The organism is Granulicatella sp. zg-ZJ, from assembly GCF_010892355.1.
In the GTDB taxonomy this organism is placed as follows: Bacteria; Bacillota; Bacilli; order Lactobacillales; family Aerococcaceae; genus WM01.
Genome location: NZ_WNJY01000004.1, coordinates 62,644 through 81,197 on the forward strand (window position 1 = coordinate 62,644; position 18,554 = coordinate 81,197).

At 32.5% G+C, this 18,554-nt stretch carries 18 protein-coding genes and 1 riboswitch; of the genes, 17 read left to right on the plus strand and 1 reads right to left on the minus strand.

Annotated elements, in window-relative coordinates:
- The first annotated feature begins 192 nt into the window (after positions 1-192).
- The 10 genes from GMA11_RS02200 (at position 193) to GMA11_RS02245 (ending at position 8,436) form a co-directional block, all read left to right on the plus strand.
- On the plus strand, positions 193-1,077 hold the full coding sequence (locus tag GMA11_RS02200) for an aspartate carbamoyltransferase catalytic subunit (RefSeq protein ID WP_163545580.1): 885 nt from the start codon (positions 193-195) through the stop codon (positions 1,075-1,077).
- A gap of 13 nt (positions 1,078-1,090) precedes the next feature.
- Positions 1,091-2,359: a dihydroorotase gene (locus tag GMA11_RS02205; protein ID WP_163545581.1), complete on the plus strand. Its 1,269-nt coding sequence runs from the start codon at positions 1,091-1,093 to the stop codon at positions 2,357-2,359.
- A 9-nt stretch (positions 2,360-2,368) separates the two neighbouring features.
- Positions 2,369-3,304, plus strand: a complete 936-nt coding sequence (locus GMA11_RS02210; RefSeq protein ID WP_163545582.1) for a dihydroorotate oxidase — start codon at positions 2,369-2,371, stop codon at positions 3,302-3,304.
- Between the two features lie 334 nt (positions 3,305-3,638).
- Complete coding sequence (locus GMA11_RS02215) at positions 3,639-4,313, plus strand: response regulator transcription factor (protein ID WP_163545583.1); 675 nt, start codon at positions 3,639-3,641, stop codon at positions 4,311-4,313.
- A 12-nt stretch (positions 4,314-4,325) separates the two neighbouring features.
- A complete protein-coding gene (locus GMA11_RS02220) occupies positions 4,326-5,501 on the plus strand; it encodes a cell wall metabolism sensor histidine kinase WalK (protein WP_163545584.1) in 1,176 nt (391 codons plus the stop codon).
- Between the two features lie 190 nt (positions 5,502-5,691).
- Complete coding sequence (radC, locus tag GMA11_RS02225) at positions 5,692-6,378, plus strand: DNA repair protein RadC (protein ID WP_163545585.1); 687 nt, start codon at positions 5,692-5,694, stop codon at positions 6,376-6,378.
- A gap of 1 nt (position 6,379) precedes the next feature.
- Entirely contained in the window at positions 6,380-6,760 is a 381-nt protein-coding gene (locus GMA11_RS02230) for a hypothetical protein (RefSeq protein ID WP_163545586.1), read from the plus strand.
- A 2-nt stretch (positions 6,761-6,762) separates the two neighbouring features.
- Positions 6,763-7,926, plus strand: coding sequence for an Mbeg1-like protein (locus GMA11_RS02235; RefSeq protein WP_163545587.1), 1,164 nt, complete (start codon positions 6,763-6,765; stop codon positions 7,924-7,926).
- On the plus strand, positions 7,926-8,120 hold the full coding sequence (locus tag GMA11_RS02240) for a hypothetical protein (RefSeq protein ID WP_163545588.1): 195 nt from the start codon (positions 7,926-7,928) through the stop codon (positions 8,118-8,120). The genes GMA11_RS02235 and GMA11_RS02240 overlap by 1 nt, the downstream gene beginning before the upstream one ends.
- A 16-nt stretch (positions 8,121-8,136) precedes the next feature.
- On the plus strand, positions 8,137-8,436 hold the full coding sequence (locus GMA11_RS02245) for a hypothetical protein (RefSeq protein ID WP_163545589.1): 300 nt from the start codon (positions 8,137-8,139) through the stop codon (positions 8,434-8,436).
- A 212-nt stretch (positions 8,437-8,648) separates the two neighbouring features.
- Here GMA11_RS02245 and mgtA read toward each other — a convergent pair whose 3' ends face one another.
- Positions 8,649-11,303, minus strand: coding sequence for a magnesium-translocating P-type ATPase (mgtA, locus tag GMA11_RS02250; RefSeq protein ID WP_163545590.1), 2,655 nt, complete (start codon positions 11,301-11,303; stop codon positions 8,649-8,651).
- 179 nt (positions 11,304-11,482) lie between these two features.
- A riboswitch (M-box (ykoK) riboswitch) is annotated at positions 11,483-11,639 on the minus strand.
- 313 nt (positions 11,640-11,952) lie between these two features.
- Between mgtA and GMA11_RS02255 the strand changes: the two genes are divergently transcribed.
- From GMA11_RS02255 to GMA11_RS02285, 7 genes are all read left to right on the plus strand, one after another.
- Positions 11,953-12,915, plus strand: a complete 963-nt coding sequence (locus GMA11_RS02255; RefSeq protein WP_163545591.1) for a methyltransferase domain-containing protein — start codon at positions 11,953-11,955, stop codon at positions 12,913-12,915.
- An 11-nt stretch (positions 12,916-12,926) separates the two neighbouring features.
- Positions 12,927-14,012 carry an ABC transporter substrate-binding protein gene (locus GMA11_RS02260; protein ID WP_205422861.1) on the plus strand — a complete coding sequence of 362 codons (1,086 nt, stop codon included), beginning with the start codon at positions 12,927-12,929 and terminating at the stop codon, positions 14,010-14,012.
- Between the two features lie 3 nt (positions 14,013-14,015).
- Complete coding sequence (locus tag GMA11_RS02265) at positions 14,016-15,071, plus strand: iron ABC transporter permease (RefSeq protein ID WP_163545593.1); 1,056 nt, start codon at positions 14,016-14,018, stop codon at positions 15,069-15,071.
- A 1-nt stretch (position 15,072) separates the two neighbouring features.
- Complete coding sequence (locus GMA11_RS02270; RefSeq protein WP_163545594.1) at positions 15,073-15,834, plus strand: ABC transporter ATP-binding protein; 762 nt, start codon at positions 15,073-15,075, stop codon at positions 15,832-15,834.
- Positions 15,835-15,968: 134 nt separating this feature from the next.
- Positions 15,969-16,835: an NAD(P)-dependent oxidoreductase gene (locus tag GMA11_RS02275; RefSeq protein WP_163545595.1), complete on the plus strand. Its 867-nt coding sequence runs from the start codon at positions 15,969-15,971 to the stop codon at positions 16,833-16,835.
- A gap of 140 nt (positions 16,836-16,975) precedes the next feature.
- Positions 16,976-17,209: a YkuJ family protein gene (locus tag GMA11_RS02280; RefSeq protein WP_163545596.1), complete on the plus strand. Its 234-nt coding sequence runs from the start codon at positions 16,976-16,978 to the stop codon at positions 17,207-17,209.
- Between the two features lie 148 nt (positions 17,210-17,357).
- A complete protein-coding gene (locus GMA11_RS02285; RefSeq protein ID WP_163545597.1) occupies positions 17,358-18,056 on the plus strand; it encodes an O-methyltransferase in 699 nt (232 codons plus the stop codon).
- Positions 18,057-18,554: the final 498 nt, after the last annotated feature.

The window sequence follows — 18,554 nt, forward strand, 5'->3', positions numbered from 1 at the left end:
CTTCTCAATTAGTGATAGAATAATCCCAACTAAAAGAAATCTTTTTAAAGTAGTCCAGAGAGACTAACAAGAGATGAACAATGAACTGATTTTTCGGTGTTTTTGTACACCCATTTTGTCATACCTTGTGGTCTTAATGACTACAAGGTATTTTTTGGTGCTTATATAAAAATAAAAAGGAGCTGTCAACACATGAAAAATTTAGTTACAATGGAAACATTATCCAATGAAGAAGTATTTGCACTTGTCAAACGTGCTATTGAATTAAAAAATGGTGCGCCTGTTTTACAAAGACCTGATTTATACGTTTCTAATTTATTTTTTGAAAATTCAACTCGAACAAAAGTTAGTTTTGAAGTGGCAGAAAGAGAAGTTGGTCTTAAAGTTGTTCCTTTTGAAGTAAGTACATCATCTGTTCAAAAAGGGGAAACACTATATGACACATGTAAAACTCTTGAAATGATTGGATGCCATTTATTAGTGATTCGACATAGTGAAAATGAATATTATAAACAATTAGAAAATTTATCTATTCCTGTCATTAGTGGGGGAGATGGAACGGGGCAACATCCGTCACAATGCTTATTAGATTTAATGACGATTTATGAAGAATTTGGTTATTTTGAAGGGTTAAACATTGTTATTGCTGGAGATATTAAAAATTCTCGTGTGGCGAAAAGTAATGCAGTTGCTTTAAGTCGATTAGGAGCAAATGTAACCTTTGTTGCACCAGATCATTGGAAAGATGAAACAGTAGGTACTTTTGTTGATATTGACGATGTGATTGAAAAAGTTGATGTATGTATGTTATTACGTGTACAACATGAAAGACATGGACATACTTTATACAATTTTTCTCCAGAAACGTATCATAGAGCATACGGATTAACAATGGAACGCTATGGAAAATTGCAAGAGCATGCCATTGTATTGCATCCAGCACCGGTCAATCGTGATGTTGAAATTGCAGATGAGCTTGTAGAAGCACCAAAATCACGTATTTTTGAACAAATGAGAAATGGTATGTTTATGCGTCAAGCTATTCTGGAAAAAGTGATTACCGAAAACCAATTATAAAAAGGAGTTTGTTATGCTGATTTTAAAAAATGGAACAGTCTTAGAACAAGATACACTTATGTCTTATGATATTGCTATTGAGGGCGGAAAAATTAAAGAAATATCACCAGAAATAAAAGTATCTAAAACGGATAAAGTGATTGATGTGAAAGGGTGTTTTATTTCTCCAGGATTTATTGATGTTCATGTGCATTGGAGAGAACCTGGTTTTACACATAAAGAAACCATTTATCATGCTTCCAGAGCAGCAGCAAGAGGTGGATTTACAACGGTAATGCCAATGCCAAATTTAAATCCTGTTCCAGATACATACGAACATTTAAAACAGCAACTAGATATTATTGAAAGAGATTCTGTTATTCGTGCGATACCGTATGGAGCTATTACAAAAAATGAATTAGGACAAGAATATGCAGAGTTTGAAGCATTAGCACCTTATGTTTTTGCTTTTAGTGATGACGGTAGAGGTGTTCAAGATGCTAATATGATGTTTGAGTCAATGAAGGTAGCAGCGTTTCTCAATAAAGCAATTGTGGCACATTGTGAAGATAATTCATTGATTAGAGGTGGTTGTATGCATTGTGGACAAAGAAGCATTGCATTAGGTTTACCAGGCATTCCGTCTGTTTGTGAAAGTGTACAAATCGCAAGAGATATACTTCTTGCTGAAGCAACAGGCTGTCATTATCACGTTTGTCATGTGTCTACAAAAGAGTCTGTTCGATTAGTAAGAGAAGCAAAACAAAATGGTATCCATGTCACATGCGAAGTTTGTCCACATCATTTATTAAGCGATGAGAATGATATTCCATGTGACAATGGATTATGGAAAATGAATCCACCGTTACGTGCAAGAGAAGATAGACAAGCACTAATAGACGGTTTACTAGATGGTACGATTGATATTATTGCCACAGATCACGCACCGCATACGACAGAGGAAAAAGAAGTGTCTATGACACAAGCAGCATTTGGAATTGTTGGTTGCGAAACAGCCTTTAGCCAATTGTATACAGCCTTTGTTAAGACAGGTATTTTCTCTTTATCTTTCTTAGTGGATAAAATGAGTACAAATGTCGCAAAAATTTTTGATTTACCATACGGAACATTGGAGATTGGTTACCCTGCCGATATAACAGTCATTGATTTAAACAAAAAAGAAACGATAGATCCAACAAACTTTTTATCCAAAGGAAGAAATACACCGTATGCAAACGAAGAAGTAACGGGTATACCAGTATTGACACTTGTTGAAGGGCGAATTGCCTACAATCGTTTATAGGAGGATTTTATGAATACAACAACATCATTTAAAGATTACACACTGAATAGTTGCTTATTGAATGCTTCAGGCATTCACTGTTTAACAGTAGAGGACTTAAATGCTTTAAGTCAAAGTCAAGCGGGTGCTTTTGTAACAAAAACAGCTACATTGCATGAAAGAGAAGGAAACCCAACACCACGCTATTTTGATACACCACTAGGTAGTATTAACTCTATGGGATTACCTAACTTAGGTGTTGATGTCTATTTAAATTATGTTATTGAGTACGAAAAATCACATCCTGAAAAACCATGTTTTTTATCTGTCGTGGGAATGAGTTATGAAGAAACAATTTCTATTTTGAAAAAAGTTCAAGAAAGTGATTATCAAGGCATGACAGAATTTAATTTATCGTGTCCAAACTTACCAGGAAAACCTCAAATTGCCTATGATTTTGAATTGACACATCAATTATTATCAGATGTTTTCTCATTTTTTACAAAGCCACTAGGTGTCAAATTACCACCTTATTTTGATATGGCACATTTTGATGCCATTTCTACAATTTTAAATCAATTTCCCTTAGCTTATGTAAACACCATTAACAGCATAGGAAATGGTTTATACATTGATGTGGATAGTGAATCTGTTGTCATTAAACCGAAAAGTGGTTTTGGAGGAATTGGTGGGGCGTATGTCAAACCAACCGCTTTAGCAAATGTGCGTGCCTTGTATACACGTTTAAATCCAAGCATTCAAATTATTGGGACAGGTGGAGTATTAACAGGACAAGATGTTTTTGAACACTTATTATGTGGAGCAAGTCTTGTTGCTGTTGGCACACAATTATACAAAGAAGGTTTAGGTGTTTTTGATAGACTAAACCGAGAATTAAGTATTATTATGAAGAAAAAAGGTTACACATCTATTGAACAATTCAGAGGAAAATTAAAGGATATGTAAGCTATTAGCAAGAGGTACCCTCACATTTTTAAATGTTAAGGTACCTCTTCTTTGTAAAAACCAAAAAGTGACTTTTGGGTACAATATACAGTATGTTGAAAGTGCAACTGTTCAGAATTTCTAATGGTCTTTCCTAGTATAATCTTTTAAAGATATTGTCAATATGCACGTGTTATTTAATATGTAGAACAAAAAGTCTACTTTTTAATGCTATTCATAAAAAATATCTACGTATATGAATATTTTTCGTGAATTTTTGTATGTGTTTTTTCATGTTATTTTAAGGAATGACGTGTATAATAGATTATAGAAAGAAAATGGGAGGGTACGAAAAATGAAAATACTTGTTGTAGAAGATGAAAAAAGATTGGCTGATACGATTGTCCAAATTTTAAAGCAAGAAAAGCATTTAGTTGATGTTGTATATGATGGACAAGATGCATATGATTATATTACTTCGGATACATATGATGCCGTTGTATTGGATATGATGTTGCCAAAATTAAATGGTATTCAAGTATTAAAACTTTTACGTCAAGAACATAATGCTACCCCCATTTTAATGTTAACAGCTAAAGATCAAGTGGAAGATAAAGTAAGAGGACTAGATAGTGGTGCTGATGATTATTTAACAAAGCCATTTGAAAAAGAAGAATTACTTGCACGTATTCGTGCTATTTCCAGACGTAAAGGAGATATTATTAACGATGATATTTCCTTTGTCGATATTACATTATCACAAAAAACACAAGTATTAGAATGTGGTAGTAAATCGGTACGTTTAGGTCCAAAAGAATTTGATATTTTACGTCTATTGCTCATCAATCAAAATCAAATTATGCCAAAAGAAGACTTAATTTCTCGGGTGTGGGGATTTGATTCTGATGCCGAAGATAATAATGTTGAAGTGTATATTTCTTTTTTAAGAAAAAAATTACAATTTCTATCTAGCCGTGTGACAATTTCAACAGCTAGAAAAGTAGGTTATTTTTTAGAAGAAAAAGAATGAGAGTAAAAAAAGATGCTTAAAAAATTAAAGTACAAATTTATTTTTTATACGATGAGTATTTTCAGTATTATCGTAACAGTTGTTATCGGAGGACTTTATTATAGTGTTTCAAATCAATTAAATGAACGTGTTCATGATGCGTTGAAAAAATCATTGGATTCACCATTAGGTATCAACATTATGAAAACGGATGGATTACTAACATTTAAAATTAGTAATGACGGAAGTACTATTATTGCGTCTACTTATAATGCTGAAGAACAAATCGTTAATTTTAGTGAAATCATGTCGGTTGCCCAAGAAAGTAAGGGAGATATTGTTTTTGAAAATCATCATATTCGTTATATGAAAAATAACGGATATACCGCATTTGCTTTTATTACACATGAAATTGAAAATAATCAAAAAACATTAGTAACAGCTATGAAGATAGGTACGATTGCTTTACTATTTGTTTTTATAAGTAGTACCGTTTTATCGAGTATGGCAATGCGCCCAGTTGAAGAAACGTGGCAAAAACAAAAAGATTTCATATCAGATGCTTCACATGAATTACGAACACCAGTAGCCGTTATTTTAGCGAATGCTGCAATTTTAAAAGATTATCCAAATGATACCATACAATCAAAAATGAAATGGATTGACTATATTCAAGATGAATCAAGGCGAATGACCGAATTGATTGAACGCCTGTTATTTCTAGCTAAAAATGACCAAACAAAAGAAAAACCTGTTTTTCAATCACTTTCATTATCCGATTTAGTGTATGAAGTGGTATTGCCTTTAGAATCTGTGGCGTTTGAACAAGAAAAAGAATTAGTATTATCTATTTCAGAAGATATTTCTATTGTGGGAGAAGCTTCTCATTTAAAACAACTCATTGTCATTTTATTAGATAATGCGATTAAATATTCTCCAAAAGGAGAAAAAATAAGGATCACTGTGACAAAGCAAGGCGTTTTAAGTGTACAAAATAAAGGAGATGTCATTCCGCAAGACAAATTAAAACGTTTATTTGAACGTTTTTACCGTATTGATGACTCTAGACAACGTGAAACACACGGATATGGTTTAGGTTTATCCATTGCCGATACGATTGCTAAGATGCACCATACGAAAATTAGTGTGACAAGTAATGAAAAAGATGGAACAACTTTTAAAATTGATTTATCAAAATTGAAAGGATAAAATCAAGCCAAAAATAGAATGAAAAGATGACTCAAAAAGAGGCTTGAAAACAACTTGTTGAACAGGTTGTTTTCAAGCCTCTTTACTATTTTAAAAATGCCGATTATTTTGGTTTAGCTCTTTTTAAATCATGATAAAAATTTTATCAAAAAAATAAGTTTTTTGCATATAGTATGTGTGGAGGGATTTCATGAGAAAGAAGATGATGAAACAGTTACCGATTGATGAACAACCTAGAGAACGGCTACTTTTATACGGCGAACAATCGCTAGCAACCCATGAATTATTAGCGATTTTATTAAGAACAGGCACAAAGGATGAAACTGTTTTACAAGTAGCACGTGATATGTTATGCCATTTTGAAGATTTATATCAATTGAAATCAGCAACTATTGAAGAATTAAAAGAAATCAATGGGATTGGATTCGTAAAAGCGATTGAAATAAAAGCAGCTATTGAACTAGGATTTAGACTTGTTACAGCACAACAATTAAAATTAGGAAAAATCATTTCTAGTCAAACAGCGGCGGATTATTTTATGCATCATATGAATGGATTAACGCAAGAACATCTTGCTGTTTTATTTTTAAATACGAAGCATGAAATTATTCAAAAGAAAAATATTTTTATTGGTTCAGCAGATAGAAGTATTGCTAATCCAAGAGATATTTATGCATTGGCATTAAAATATGGAGCAACATGTATTCTGATTGCACATAATCACCCAAGTGGACATCCAGAACCATCTCATGAAGATATTTTGTTTACGAAAAGATTGGTTTCAGCAGGAGAGATGATTGGTGTATCAGTTTTAGATCACTTAATTATTGGGCAAAAAACATATATTAGTTTGAAAGAAAGAGCGATTATTAACTAAGATGATTGTACAAAAAGAAAGAAAAATATATTACAAAAAACAAGTGATATTAGGGATAGTCGTTTTTATGATATGCTTTTTATGTATTAAAGGAATGAGTGTGAAAGACAAATGTATCAATCAATTTATCATAGCAAATCATTTGATACATCAGTATGACATGATTAAAAAAATCGAATTTATCCATTATGCGTATGATTGGAAAGTAGGATATATCTATACGGAAATAAAAATTAATGATACTTATACAGTATGTGTAGAGTTTAGTCCGGATAGAAAAAAGATTGATAGTTTATTTTATAAAAAAGATTTTAATTTGCCATTTAAGACATTATCGTCCCAACAGCAAATCCCTCAAATTATTTATTATTTAGGAGAGTAAAGATGGTACCAGATAGTGATTTTAGAAGTTTGGCAGATATTGTTTATCATGTTGATAAAAGCAAAAAAGGTAGAAAGCGTGTTGATATAGGAGATACGCTAATACTTCATCAAACTTATCAAGTGTTAGACATACAGGATAATCAAGAAAATGGTATGCAAGCGATGGCTGTTTCTCCATTAAATGACTATGAGCGTATTGTCATTGCTTATGCAGGTACAAATACTGATGATATACACGATACAAATACTGATGTACAAAGCTTTATCAACGGTAATGATGCACTATTGGTAACGCATCAAAAAGATCAGCATTATCCCTATGTTACCACTAGTCAATTTCAAACGGCACTTTCTTTTCAACAGCGTATCAAAGAACATTTTCCAAATGCGACAATAACAACGACAGGACATTCGTTGGGGCAGTCTTTAGCGATGTATGTTGCTTTAAAATGTGGGTATATGAACATTGGTTTTAATGGACCAGATATTAGTCCACTTATTTCAAAACAAGAGATTGCATATATGAGAATGTATAAAGAACAGTTTAAAAATTATCGAAATCCGTATGATGTGATTGGAAATATTACGGGCAACCAAACAGGTACAGCCATCTATATTGATTATGGTATATCAAGTCATGCACATGATTTGAATATGTGGCAATTTAATGATGAAAATCAATTGATTAATAAACAAGGACAGACGATGACCGTTTTTCAAACACCTTATTTACAAGAGTTGATACATTTACATGTTTTAGCAGAGAAATTTGTACAAAGTGGATTAAGTAGTGAAGAATATGTGTTTTTAGATACTCAACAGGCAAGTATTATTGCTAAAGGAATAAAGAATATTGTACAAGAAGCGTATATGGGAATCGAGATGTTAACACGACGATATGAGCAAAGAGTTGTTGATGAGTGGCATGGTCTATTGTCAAAATCATTCCGTCATGGTTTATTATATGACGAGATTGTAGAATGTTATCAAGAAAATGGTGTTACTTATCAAACGATTGTGGAGGATTTAAGTATGTTTTTTAAAAATAAACAAATACAATACCAACGGTTTCAAGAAGAGTGTGTATTATTAGAGCATGCGATACAAAAAGGAATACAAGAAAAAGTGGCACAAGATGCACAATTTACAGGAGTATTTAAGTAGTGGTAGATAACGATACATATTTTCAAGAAAGATTAGCTTGTTTAGACGAAAAAAGAGAACAGATGTTAGCAATTTTAAAGGCTAGAAATTGTGATAAAACTTTTTATCACATGTATCAGTATAAGATTGATGATTTATATACTCTTGAAAAACAACGCTTATATCAACAATGGAATAAAACTAGTGAGAAATAGAAAAAGGAGAATAAAATTGGAAAGTAAATTAGATGTCTTTATTCAACAAAATTTTCAAGACACACATATTACAGATATGACACTTTTTCAAAAAATGTTAGAACGACAGATTATCTCTACGTTTTATATTGATGAAATGTATCACATGAAACAAGCAATAAAGATAGACTATCAATGTGAGTTAGAACAAATATTAGATGATATGACAAAAAAATTAGTGTTTCTTAGCGATAAAATAGATAAAACAATGAAAGGCATGTGGTCTAAAAAAGTACAAGAAACTCTTTTTGAACAAATTAAAAAATCTCGTTTATAAACAACATTATGGAAAAATATCATATAGCAAAAAGAGTCGAATCTAAAAGTGAAAAGCATGGAAAATTAGTAATTTCATATAAAGAGTTTCTGAATAGAAAAAGACTTGAAACTAATTTCTTAAAAGTGTTCATTTCAAGTCTTTTTGACTAATAAAAACCAGCTGAAACGACACTTCATAGTATCGTTTCAGCTGGTTTCTATTTCAATAGATTATAACCACTCACGGTAACGTTTAATATAGAGTGATTTTACGATTGTTACCAAAGCCATGTATAAAGCAAGAATAACAATGAGTACAATATAATAAGATAGAGGTAGTGGTACTAATTTCAATGGGCCTGCTAATTGTGTGTAAGGTAGTGCTGTTAATGTCAATGCAGCGACAAGTGAGGTAATTAACACTGATAAAGCAGGTTTTGATTGGATAAATGGCAATTTAGGTGAACGTAGCATATAAATAACCATTGTTTGTGACCACATAGATTCAATAAACCAACCTGTTTGGAAAATGAGAATGAATAATGTTGGATTTGTCAATTCATGGTAGGAAAAGCCAGTCATGGTTGGTGCAATGACATAAAAGAGTAGTATAAATGTTAAACAGTCAAAAATAGAACTAACTGGTCCAATCCATGCCATAAATTTAGTAATTGATTTTGCACTCCATGTATGTGGTTGTTTTAAAAATGATGTATCAACATTATCAAATGGTAATGCGATACAGCTTAAATCATAGATTAAATTTAGAACGATTAAATGAATGGGTGCCATTGGTAGAAATGGTAAAAAGACACTTGCAAATAAAAGTGAGAAAATATTACCAAAGTTTGAACTAACAGTCATTTTAATATATTTTGTCATATTCGCATAGACTTTACGTCCCTCAATTAGTCCTTTTTCAAGAACTAATAAATCTTTATCTAATAAGATAACATCAGCCACTTCTTTGGCGATATCAACAGCGGTATCAACAGAAATACCCACATCGGCAACTTTCATAGATAAAGCATCATTGATACCATCTCCCATGTAGCCTACTTTATGATTTTTTTCTTTAAGCAAGCGAATAATACGTGCTTTTTGTTCAGGAGATAATTTAGCAAAAATCGTTGTTTCTTCAACTAAGCCTGCTAATGTAGCGTCGTCCATTTGTTCGATTTGTGAACCAAGCAGAATATGATTGACATCAAGTCCTACTTTTTCACAAACTGTTTTGGTTACTTTTTCATTATCACCTGTTAAAATTTTTGTTGTAACTCCATGCTCGCGCAATGCTTGAATAGCAGGAGCAGCAGATTGTTTTGGTGGATCAAGAAAAGCTAAGTAACCCATTAACACCATATTTGATTCATCTTCTGTTGTGAAAGCATGAATATCTTCATAAGATTTATAGGCAACTCCTAAAACACGTAGACCTTGCTCATTTAACTTATCGACTTCATTTAAAATTGTTTCACGTACGTTTTCTGTTAAAGGAATAATGTTTTCACTATCTTGTACATAAGAAGAAATGGATAACATTTCTTCTAAAGCGCCTTTTGTTACCATACGAATATGTTCTTTTTTGTCTTTAACAATAACGCTCATACGACGACGCTCAAAGTCAAAAGGTAATTCATCAATTTTGGCATAGTAAGTGTTTAAATTTTGTAAATGTTCATGTGTTAATGATTCTTTTTCAGTTCGCTGAATAATGGCATGATCTAGTAAATTTTTTAATCCTGTTTGATAGTAACTATTTAAATAGGCTTGTTCTAAGACGTCTAAATCTAATTCAGCATGAATATTTAAAGGATATTCTAAAATAATTTCATCTTGTGTTAATGTTCCTGTTTTATCTGTACATAAAATATCAATAGCACCTAAGTCTTGAATGGCATTTAGTTTTTTGATGATAACTTTTTCTTTTGCCATAATTATAGACCCTTTAGCTAAACTAGCTGTAATAATCATTGGCAACATCTCAGGAGTTAGTCCTACACCAACACTTAACGCAAAGACACCTGCTTCAATCCAATCTCCATCTGTTAGCCCATTTATGACAAAGACAACCGGAACAAGAACAAGCATCAATCGAATAAGTAACCAAGAAATACTATTCATTTCTTTTTCAAAACTTGTTGGTTCATCAATATTTTGTAATGTTTGTTCAACACTTCCAATCATTGTGTCATTTCCGGTCGCTAAAATCAAAGCAGTAGCACTTCCACTGACAACATTTGTTCCCATAAATGCTAAATGCTCTATTTCCAGTAACGAAGTATCAACGGTATCCATAGGAGAGAGGAGAGCACGTTTTTCAATCGCATCACTTTCACCAGTTAGACTAGATTGTTGCACAAAGAAATCTCTTGTTTCTAATAATAAAACGTCAGCAGGCAGCATATCTCCAGCACTTAATTTGATGATGTCACCCACAACTAAATCATCAATCGGTATTTCTAATTGTTTCCCATTTCTGATAACAGTAGCTGTATTGATAATGAGCTGAGATAAATTACTAGATGCTTTATCACTTTTGAGTTCTTGAATAAAGCGAATAGCACCTGATAACAGCACAAGTAAAATAATGATGATAAATGTTGTTGGATCTTTTTCTCCACTTGGTGCAAGCCATACATTCGTCACAAGTGAGACAAACGCAATCACTAAAAGGATAATCGTAAACGGATTGATAATAGATTCGTATATTTTCTTCCATAAAGGTGTTTCATTTGTCTTTGTAATAATATTACTACCATATTCTTCGCGATTGTTTTCTATTTGTGTGTCCGTCAATCCAGTAGACGTTGTGTCAAATAAACGATAAACCTCTTGAATAGGTTGTGTTAATGCTAGAAGCATTCTTTCTTTAATTGTTTGCATTTTTTCACCTCAATATAGTCTATTTTAGTTTTAAATGCTTACAAAATGGCAGGAAAATGCCATTTTATGTAGGCACCTAAAAACATCATCTTGCTTGTTGTATGCATCATCTGGCATTTTCCTCACCTCCTTAAAAAATAAAAAAATCTTATTATCGAACGACAATAAGATGACAAATAGCGCCATATTCATCGTTCAAGCTTTAACATCACAGGGCAATGAAATTACATTAGTCATCGCCTTAACGACAATCACTGCTGACCAACGAATAGTGTCTCCACTATTTTGCGGTAGTAATCCGTATCCCTGTGGTAGTCTCACCTACCGATACTTTATATAAATAAGTATACCTTATAACATCAAAAAGTCAAAGAAAAACGCTTTATTTTTTGCAAAACGGAATTTTTATGAAATGTAACGTTTTATATTGAAATGATTACTATTTTATAGTAGAATAAAAGAGCACAACGATGTGTTTTCAACTTATCATAATAGCGATGAGGCTACAAAAATTCTACCATTCCTAATCTTTGTAGTCTTTTTGCTGTTTTCTGATCAGTATCGTTGTTTTAAAGTACGATGACTTTAAAATGACGATTTTTTATTGAAAACATCACGTCAGTATGTAGTAAAGGAGGTAATAAAAGATATGCCAATATACGATTGTGGTAGGTGTGGATTTATTTATAATTCATTCGAAGGAGATACAAAAAATGGAGTGCCTAAGCATACTGAATTACACGATTTAAAATCAACGCTTTGCTCAATGTGTGGCATGAGTGAAAAAAAACGCTATATCCGACCTGCAACAGATTATAAAGGTTTAGAAGCACAGTGCTACTATTTATTTTCTGGTAAGTCCTCACCACTTAAATATGAGATAGATGAATTAGAAAATAAATATATCCTTGATGTCGGTGCAGGTTTTGGACGTGTCGGTGTACCATTTTTAGAATATGGCTCACATGTCACATTACTTGAAAAGAGTAAAGAAATGCTTGAAAAAATACCCCAACATATTCTTGATAAAGTAACCGTTATTCAAGAGGATATTTTAAAAGTAGATTTACCAAAAGAACAGTACGATGTCATCATTGCTGCTGACGGATTTCTTCAACATTTTACACCAAAGCAACAATGTATTATTGTTGAAAAATTAATGTACTCGCTTAAAAAGCAAGGGCAACTCATTTTAGAAGTGTTTATTCCAAATGATATGGCTATTTCTGTTGAAAAAGTCAAAGAGGCAAAACAAGGATTGTATTTTTTTTATCGAGCAAAAGCAACCTTACATTTACCAACAAAAGAAATACAAACAGATATTTCTATTCAAGAATGTATGGATAATGAAGTCATCAATCAATACCGTTTCATTCGCTTATTGTATTTGATTTTACCTGATGATATTCCGTGTTTATTAGAAAGAGCAGGTATTACGTATACAAGTTTAGTCAAAGAAAGATTTGATACGGCAGGATTGATACAAGAGAATTTAATCAATGCGAGTGGTATTGAGAAGAAAATAAAAAAAGATTGGATACAGGGTGGATATCCATTCTCAACAAGTGATACCAATCAAGTGAATTGGTTTAGATTTACCATTGAAAAATAGAGGAGATAATGATGAAAAAATTTGTAAAATTAACAACAACTTTAGCTTTAGTAGCCTTATTAGGTGCATGTCAACAAAATGGAGAAAGTGCTAGAAAAAATGCATCGGAAATTCAAAAAGAAAATACCGTGCAAAATGCAAATACAAAAGCAAGTATGGGAGAAGGAAAAACACAGTATCCATTAACGATTAAAACATGGGGATCAGATGGAAGTGAATTGGAAACAGTGTATACAAAATCTCCAGAGAAAGTATTAGCTGTTTATCAAGGAAGTATCGAAACATTACTTGCTTTAGGATTAGAAGACAGAATTGTCGCTGCATCTGGATTAGATAATGCTGTACCAGAAAATCAAAAAGCAGGTTTCTCTAAATTGAATTACTTAACAGAATTTGCACCATCTCTTGAAAAAGCAGCTTCTTTAGAACCAGATATGATTTTCTCATGGGGATCTTTATTCGGTGAAAAAACATTAGGAAATGCAAAAGACTGGGTAGACAAAAAAGTAAATATTTACGTTAACAGCAATACACGTCGTGTGAAAGACGGTGAAAAACGTATTAGTACATTAGAAAATGAATATACAGATATTTTAAATATCGGTAAAATTTTTGATGTACAATCAAAAGCAGAAGCAATTGTAAAAGATATGCAAGATACAATTAAAAAAGTGATTGATAAAACAAAAGACATGAAAGAAAAACCAAGTGTTTTAGTACTTGAAAATGAAAAAGATGCATTTAGAAACTACGGTAGTAATACACTAGGTGGAGATATGGTGACTAAATTAGGTGGTCAATTAAAAAATGCTGATGTTGCAAAATTAGGAAAAGAAGACTTAATTGCTGCTAACCCAGATGTGATTTTTGTTGTTTACATGCCTTATGAAGGAGATGACGCAGAAAAAGTAAAACAAGAGAATTTAGATAAAATCTTAAAAGATGAATCATTAGCAAGTTTAAATGCCATTAAAAATAAACGTGTTGTTCCAATCTTTTTAAGTGAAATGTATGCAAGTGCAACAAGAACAAAAGACGGTATTATCTCTTTTGCTAAAGGATTATATCCAAGTATTGACTTAGGAATGGATAAATAATCTATGGACAAACAAAAACGATTAGCAAAACCAATTCTATGGGCAATCATTTTATTTGTGGGCCTAATTGTTTCGATTTTAACAGCTATCACATTCGGAAATGCTGATTTATCCATTTCCGATGTGTATAGCGTAATAGGTTATGAGTTATTTCACTTTGAACAATTTCAAGCATTTGCTACAGGTGCAACGCACGACATTGTTTGGCTCATTCGTTTTCCAAGGGTTATACTCGCTCTAACGATTGGTATGGGACTTTCAGTATGTGGTGTGGTCATGCAATCTGTTGTGAAAAATCCTCTAGCAGATCCTTATATTTTAGGGATTTCATCAGGAGCCTCTTTTGGTGCAACACTCGCTATACTATTTGGTATTGGGTCTGTATTCGGTGCAAATGCAGTTGGTGTTATGGCATTTATTGGAGCGTTGATTACCTCTCTTCTTGTGTTGCTACTAGCAAACTTAGGAGGTCGAACAAATTTAACAAAAATCATTTTATCAGGATTAGCTGTCAGTGCGATTTGTTCGGCATTTTCTAATTTTGTGATTTATATTGCCAATGATAAAAGTGCCACTGTCCAAATTATGTTTTGGCTTATGGGTAGTATGGCAAGTGCAAAATGGCACATCATTGCAGTGGTGCTGCCTATTATGTTAGTAGGTACACTTATTTTTTGGTCTCAGTACCGACAATTAAATGTTATGCTATTAGGAGATGACACCGCCATTACATTGGGAATGAACACACAGCAATTAAGACGCTGGTATATTATTTTATCTTCTTTAATGGTAGGATTTGCTGTATATGCAGCAGGGGTTATTGGATTTGTAGGATTAGTCATTCCACATGCTGTACGTCTAGTATTTGGTAGCGACCATAAATACGTTATTCCGTTCAGTGCATTAGTTGGCTCTATTTTTGTGATATGGGCAGATGTTATGTCACGGATTGTATTAAGAAACTCTGAAATGCCTATTGGTATTTTGATTTCATTGATAGGTGCACCTTGCTTTATTTTTCTCATGATACGCCATACACATCGTGCAGGAGGTAAATAAAATGCAAGTACAAACAGACAAAGTAAATGTTATCTATGATAAAACGCCCATTTTACACGACATTACATTACAAGCAAAAGAAAATCAATTTATCGGATTGATTGGTCCAAATGGTAGTGGTAAATCCACACTGCTCAAATGCATTTATCGTACATTGGATGTCAATAGTGGCACGATTTTGTTAGATGGCACACCTATTCATCAATTTAATTATAAAGAAACTGCAAAAAAAATGGCTGTTGTGGCACAACACAATCAATACCAATTCGATTTTACAGTACAAGACATCGTGTTAATGGGAAGAACACCTTATAAGAGTATGTTTGACAAAGAAACTGAAGAAGATTATCGTATTATGGAGCATGCACTAACACTTGTGGACATGTTAGCGTATAAAGACCGAGAATTTTCAACATTATCAGGCGGCGAACAACAACGTGTTATTTTAGCAAGAGCCTTAACACAACAACCATCATGTTTAATTTTAGATGAACCAACTAATCACTTGGATATCAAACATCAACTCATGCTATTACAAACGGTCAAAAAATTAGATATGACTGTTATTGCAGCTATACACGACTTGAATATGGCTGCAATGTATTGCGACATTATTTACGTCCTTTATCAAGGACGTATCGTAGCTGTGGGCACTCCAAAAGAGGTACTAACAAAAGAGTTAATTAAAGACGTTTATCAAGTAAATACAGATATAATCACTGATAAAAACGGACATTTACACATTTTATTTTTAGATGATTAAAATAAACACTCCAAACAGACTGTTTGGGGTGTTTTTGAGCATATATATGTCTACGCCTGATTTTTAAAAGGATAGAATCGGTTTGATTTTATTCTCACGTATCTTATGATAAAATATCCTTAGAGGTGAAAAAAATGAATATTGGTTTTATTGGATTAGGTGTTATGGGTAAATCAATCGTATCCCATTTGTTAAATGCAGAGCATCATGTTGTGGTGTATACACGCACAAAAGAAAGTGCACAAGAGGCATTGGATAAAGGTGCTGTTTGGACAGAAACTCCTGCTCAAGTGACAAAGCAAGTTGATATTGTCATGACAATGGTGGGGTATCCAAGTGATGTTGAGGAAGTATATTTTGGCGGAAACGGTATTTTTTCTGTTGATATAACAGGAAAAATTTTAATTGATTTAACAACTAGTACACCACGACTCGCAAAAAGAATTTATGAAGAAGCTGTTAAAAGAAGTGCAAATGCATTAGATGCACCTGTTTCAGGAGGAGATATTGGTGCAAAAAATGGCACACTGACGACAATGGTTGGAGGCGATCAAGAAGTCTTTGAAAAAGTGGAATTATTGTTAGGTGTTTTTTCAAGTAAAGTACGTTTACAAGGAGAATCTGGTGCCGGACAACATACAAAAATGGCAAATCAAATTATGATTGCAGGTACAATGACAGGTATGACAGAACTACTGGTATATGCAAAAGCAGCAGGATTAAGTCTTGAGCAAGTACTAGATACAGTTGGAGCAGGCAGTGCTGCAAACTGGTCTTTAACCAACTACGCACCTCGAGTTTTAAAAGACGATTTTGCAGCAGGGTTTTATGCGAAGCACTTTTTAAAAGACTTGCGTATTGCTTTAGATGAGGCAAAAGAAATGGGGGTTGACTTACCTGCGACTCAAACAGCGGAACGTGTTTATGCACAATTAGTTGAAGCAGGATACGGTGATTTAGGCACACAAAGTCTTATTAAAATGTATACAAATCATGCGTAAATAAGTAAATTTATTTTTTTATAAAAAAAATAGTATTAAATCAAGTCATTTTCTGTTAAAATAAGTCTAGTCAGTTAGTGATATGATATAAATGAAATATTGGTTAAGAAAGCAATATTTGAAAGAGGAGTGAACAGAATATGAAGTCATCACAACTAGCAGCGATTATTCGTCGCTTGGAAGCAATGGTTGAGGATACATCTGATGTCGAAACAAGACGTTTTGAAAAAGACGGTGTTGAAAAATGTGTTGTACGTTATAATCATGAAACAGAAAGCTTTGAATTAGAAGAAACAGGAACAAATCAACCTTATCAGTTTGATGAATTAGATTTAGTAGCGATTGAAATTTTTGAATTATTACAAGACGCATAATCATAAAAAAAGTAAGAGGTACAGACATCATTTATAGAAATTTATTTTTAAAATGTCTATACCTCTTTTTGTATACCTTCTTTTAATAAGTTAATATATAAAAAGTGTTTAGTAAAATAAACATATCATAAAGAAAAGTGAGTGAGTTATGAAAAAAAACGAGATGATGGATAGGCCAATTGTACAATCTAATATCGTTACCTATATGAGAGAAAAACAAAGAAAATTTACTGGAATTGTTGGAGAAATAGAAGCGTATGCCAATGAACGACGTATTCCGATTATTCCACACGAAACAGCTGTTTTTTTAGATTTTTTATTAGGGCAACTAAAACCTGAAAAGATTTTAGAAATTGGAGCAGCGATTGGATTTTCAGGCTTGTTAATGGCACAGCATCTATCACCAAATGGGCATTTGACAACGATTGATAGATTTGACGTCATGATTGAGCGAGCAAAAGCAAATTTTGAGCGTTCGGATATGTCTGATAAAATTACGTTATTGGAAGGCGATGCAGAACACGTTTTACCAACGCTAACAGAACAATACGATGTGATTTTTATGGATAGTGCTAAATCAAAATATTATGATTTTCTTCCACATTGTATCCGATTGTTAAAAGTCGGAGGTGTTTTAATTGTAGATGATATTTTTCAAGGTGGTACGATTTTAGATGATATTGAAACTATTCCTCGTCGTGTTAGAAAAATTCATCGTCGCTTAAATCAATTTTTAGATTTGGTACAAACACATCCAGATTTAAAATCAACTTTACTTCCATTGGGAGATGGTATTGTTTTAATTGAAAAAAAATCAGAGGTTCATATTGAATTGGAAAAGGAATAACTATAAAGTTAAGTTTCATTGAAATCAATCAGTGGATACAATTTCACGAAATAAATAGCGTTAATATAAAGAAATTTAGTCGTTTTTGAGTTTGAAATTATTATGAAAGCATGTTGTTTATTCAAATCATTATCAAATGCGAAGATGTAAAATTATCAAAATATAATCATTTTGGAAGAAAGTTTAAAGATGATTTAACTTGTATATTAAATGATTATATCAGATACAATGTATATGTTTTTAGACATATTTTATAGCAATAACGATTTGATTGGGTTAAACTTTGATGGCAGTATTTCTGTTTGATAAATATTTTAACATGATAATGTGAATAAGTGTGGCAAGGGGGTATCTAAATTCCTTTAATGAAGTGTTTAGAACTCCCTTTGTTTTTTCTTCTTATTACTTATCGTTGTACTGATTGTTGTCTATAAAATATTTATCTGTTAATGTTCATCATTTTCTTGTATAATCATTCGTGAGAAATATCTCCTTTTT

What these genes read in the sequence shown, in the direction of transcription:
- GMA11_RS02260 (WP_205422861.1), top strand. Translation starts at nt 12,927, where the DNA reads ATGAAAAAATTTGTAAAATTAACAACAACTTTAGCTTTAGTAGCCTTA.
- GMA11_RS02270 (WP_163545594.1), top strand. Translation starts at nt 15,073, where the DNA reads ATGCAAGTACAAACAGACAAAGTAAATGTTATCTATGATAAAACGCCC.
- mgtA (WP_163545590.1), bottom strand. Translation starts at nt 11,303, where the DNA reads ATGCAAACAATTAAAGAAAGAATGCTTCTAGCATTAACACAACCTATT.
- GMA11_RS02235 (WP_163545587.1), top strand. Translation starts at nt 6,763, where the DNA reads ATGGTACCAGATAGTGATTTTAGAAGTTTGGCAGATATTGTTTATCAT.
- GMA11_RS02200 (WP_163545580.1), top strand. Translation starts at nt 193, where the DNA reads ATGAAAAATTTAGTTACAATGGAAACATTATCCAATGAAGAAGTATTT.
- GMA11_RS02230 (WP_163545586.1), top strand. Translation starts at nt 6,380, where the DNA reads ATGATTGTACAAAAAGAAAGAAAAATATATTACAAAAAACAAGTGATA.
- GMA11_RS02205 (WP_163545581.1), top strand. Translation starts at nt 1,091, where the DNA reads ATGCTGATTTTAAAAAATGGAACAGTCTTAGAACAAGATACACTTATG.
- GMA11_RS02255 (WP_163545591.1), top strand. Translation starts at nt 11,953, where the DNA reads ATGCCAATATACGATTGTGGTAGGTGTGGATTTATTTATAATTCATTC.
- GMA11_RS02285 (WP_163545597.1), top strand. Translation starts at nt 17,358, where the DNA reads ATGAAAAAAAACGAGATGATGGATAGGCCAATTGTACAATCTAATATC.
- GMA11_RS02280 (WP_163545596.1), top strand. Translation starts at nt 16,976, where the DNA reads ATGAAGTCATCACAACTAGCAGCGATTATTCGTCGCTTGGAAGCAATG.
- GMA11_RS02265 (WP_163545593.1), top strand. Translation starts at nt 14,016, where the DNA reads ATGGACAAACAAAAACGATTAGCAAAACCAATTCTATGGGCAATCATT.
- GMA11_RS02220 (WP_163545584.1), top strand. Translation starts at nt 4,326, where the DNA reads ATGCTTAAAAAATTAAAGTACAAATTTATTTTTTATACGATGAGTATT.
- GMA11_RS02275 (WP_163545595.1), top strand. Translation starts at nt 15,969, where the DNA reads ATGAATATTGGTTTTATTGGATTAGGTGTTATGGGTAAATCAATCGTA.
- GMA11_RS02210 (WP_163545582.1), top strand. Translation starts at nt 2,369, where the DNA reads ATGAATACAACAACATCATTTAAAGATTACACACTGAATAGTTGCTTA.
- radC (WP_163545585.1), top strand. Translation starts at nt 5,692, where the DNA reads ATGAGAAAGAAGATGATGAAACAGTTACCGATTGATGAACAACCTAGA.
- GMA11_RS02215 (WP_163545583.1), top strand. Translation starts at nt 3,639, where the DNA reads ATGAAAATACTTGTTGTAGAAGATGAAAAAAGATTGGCTGATACGATT.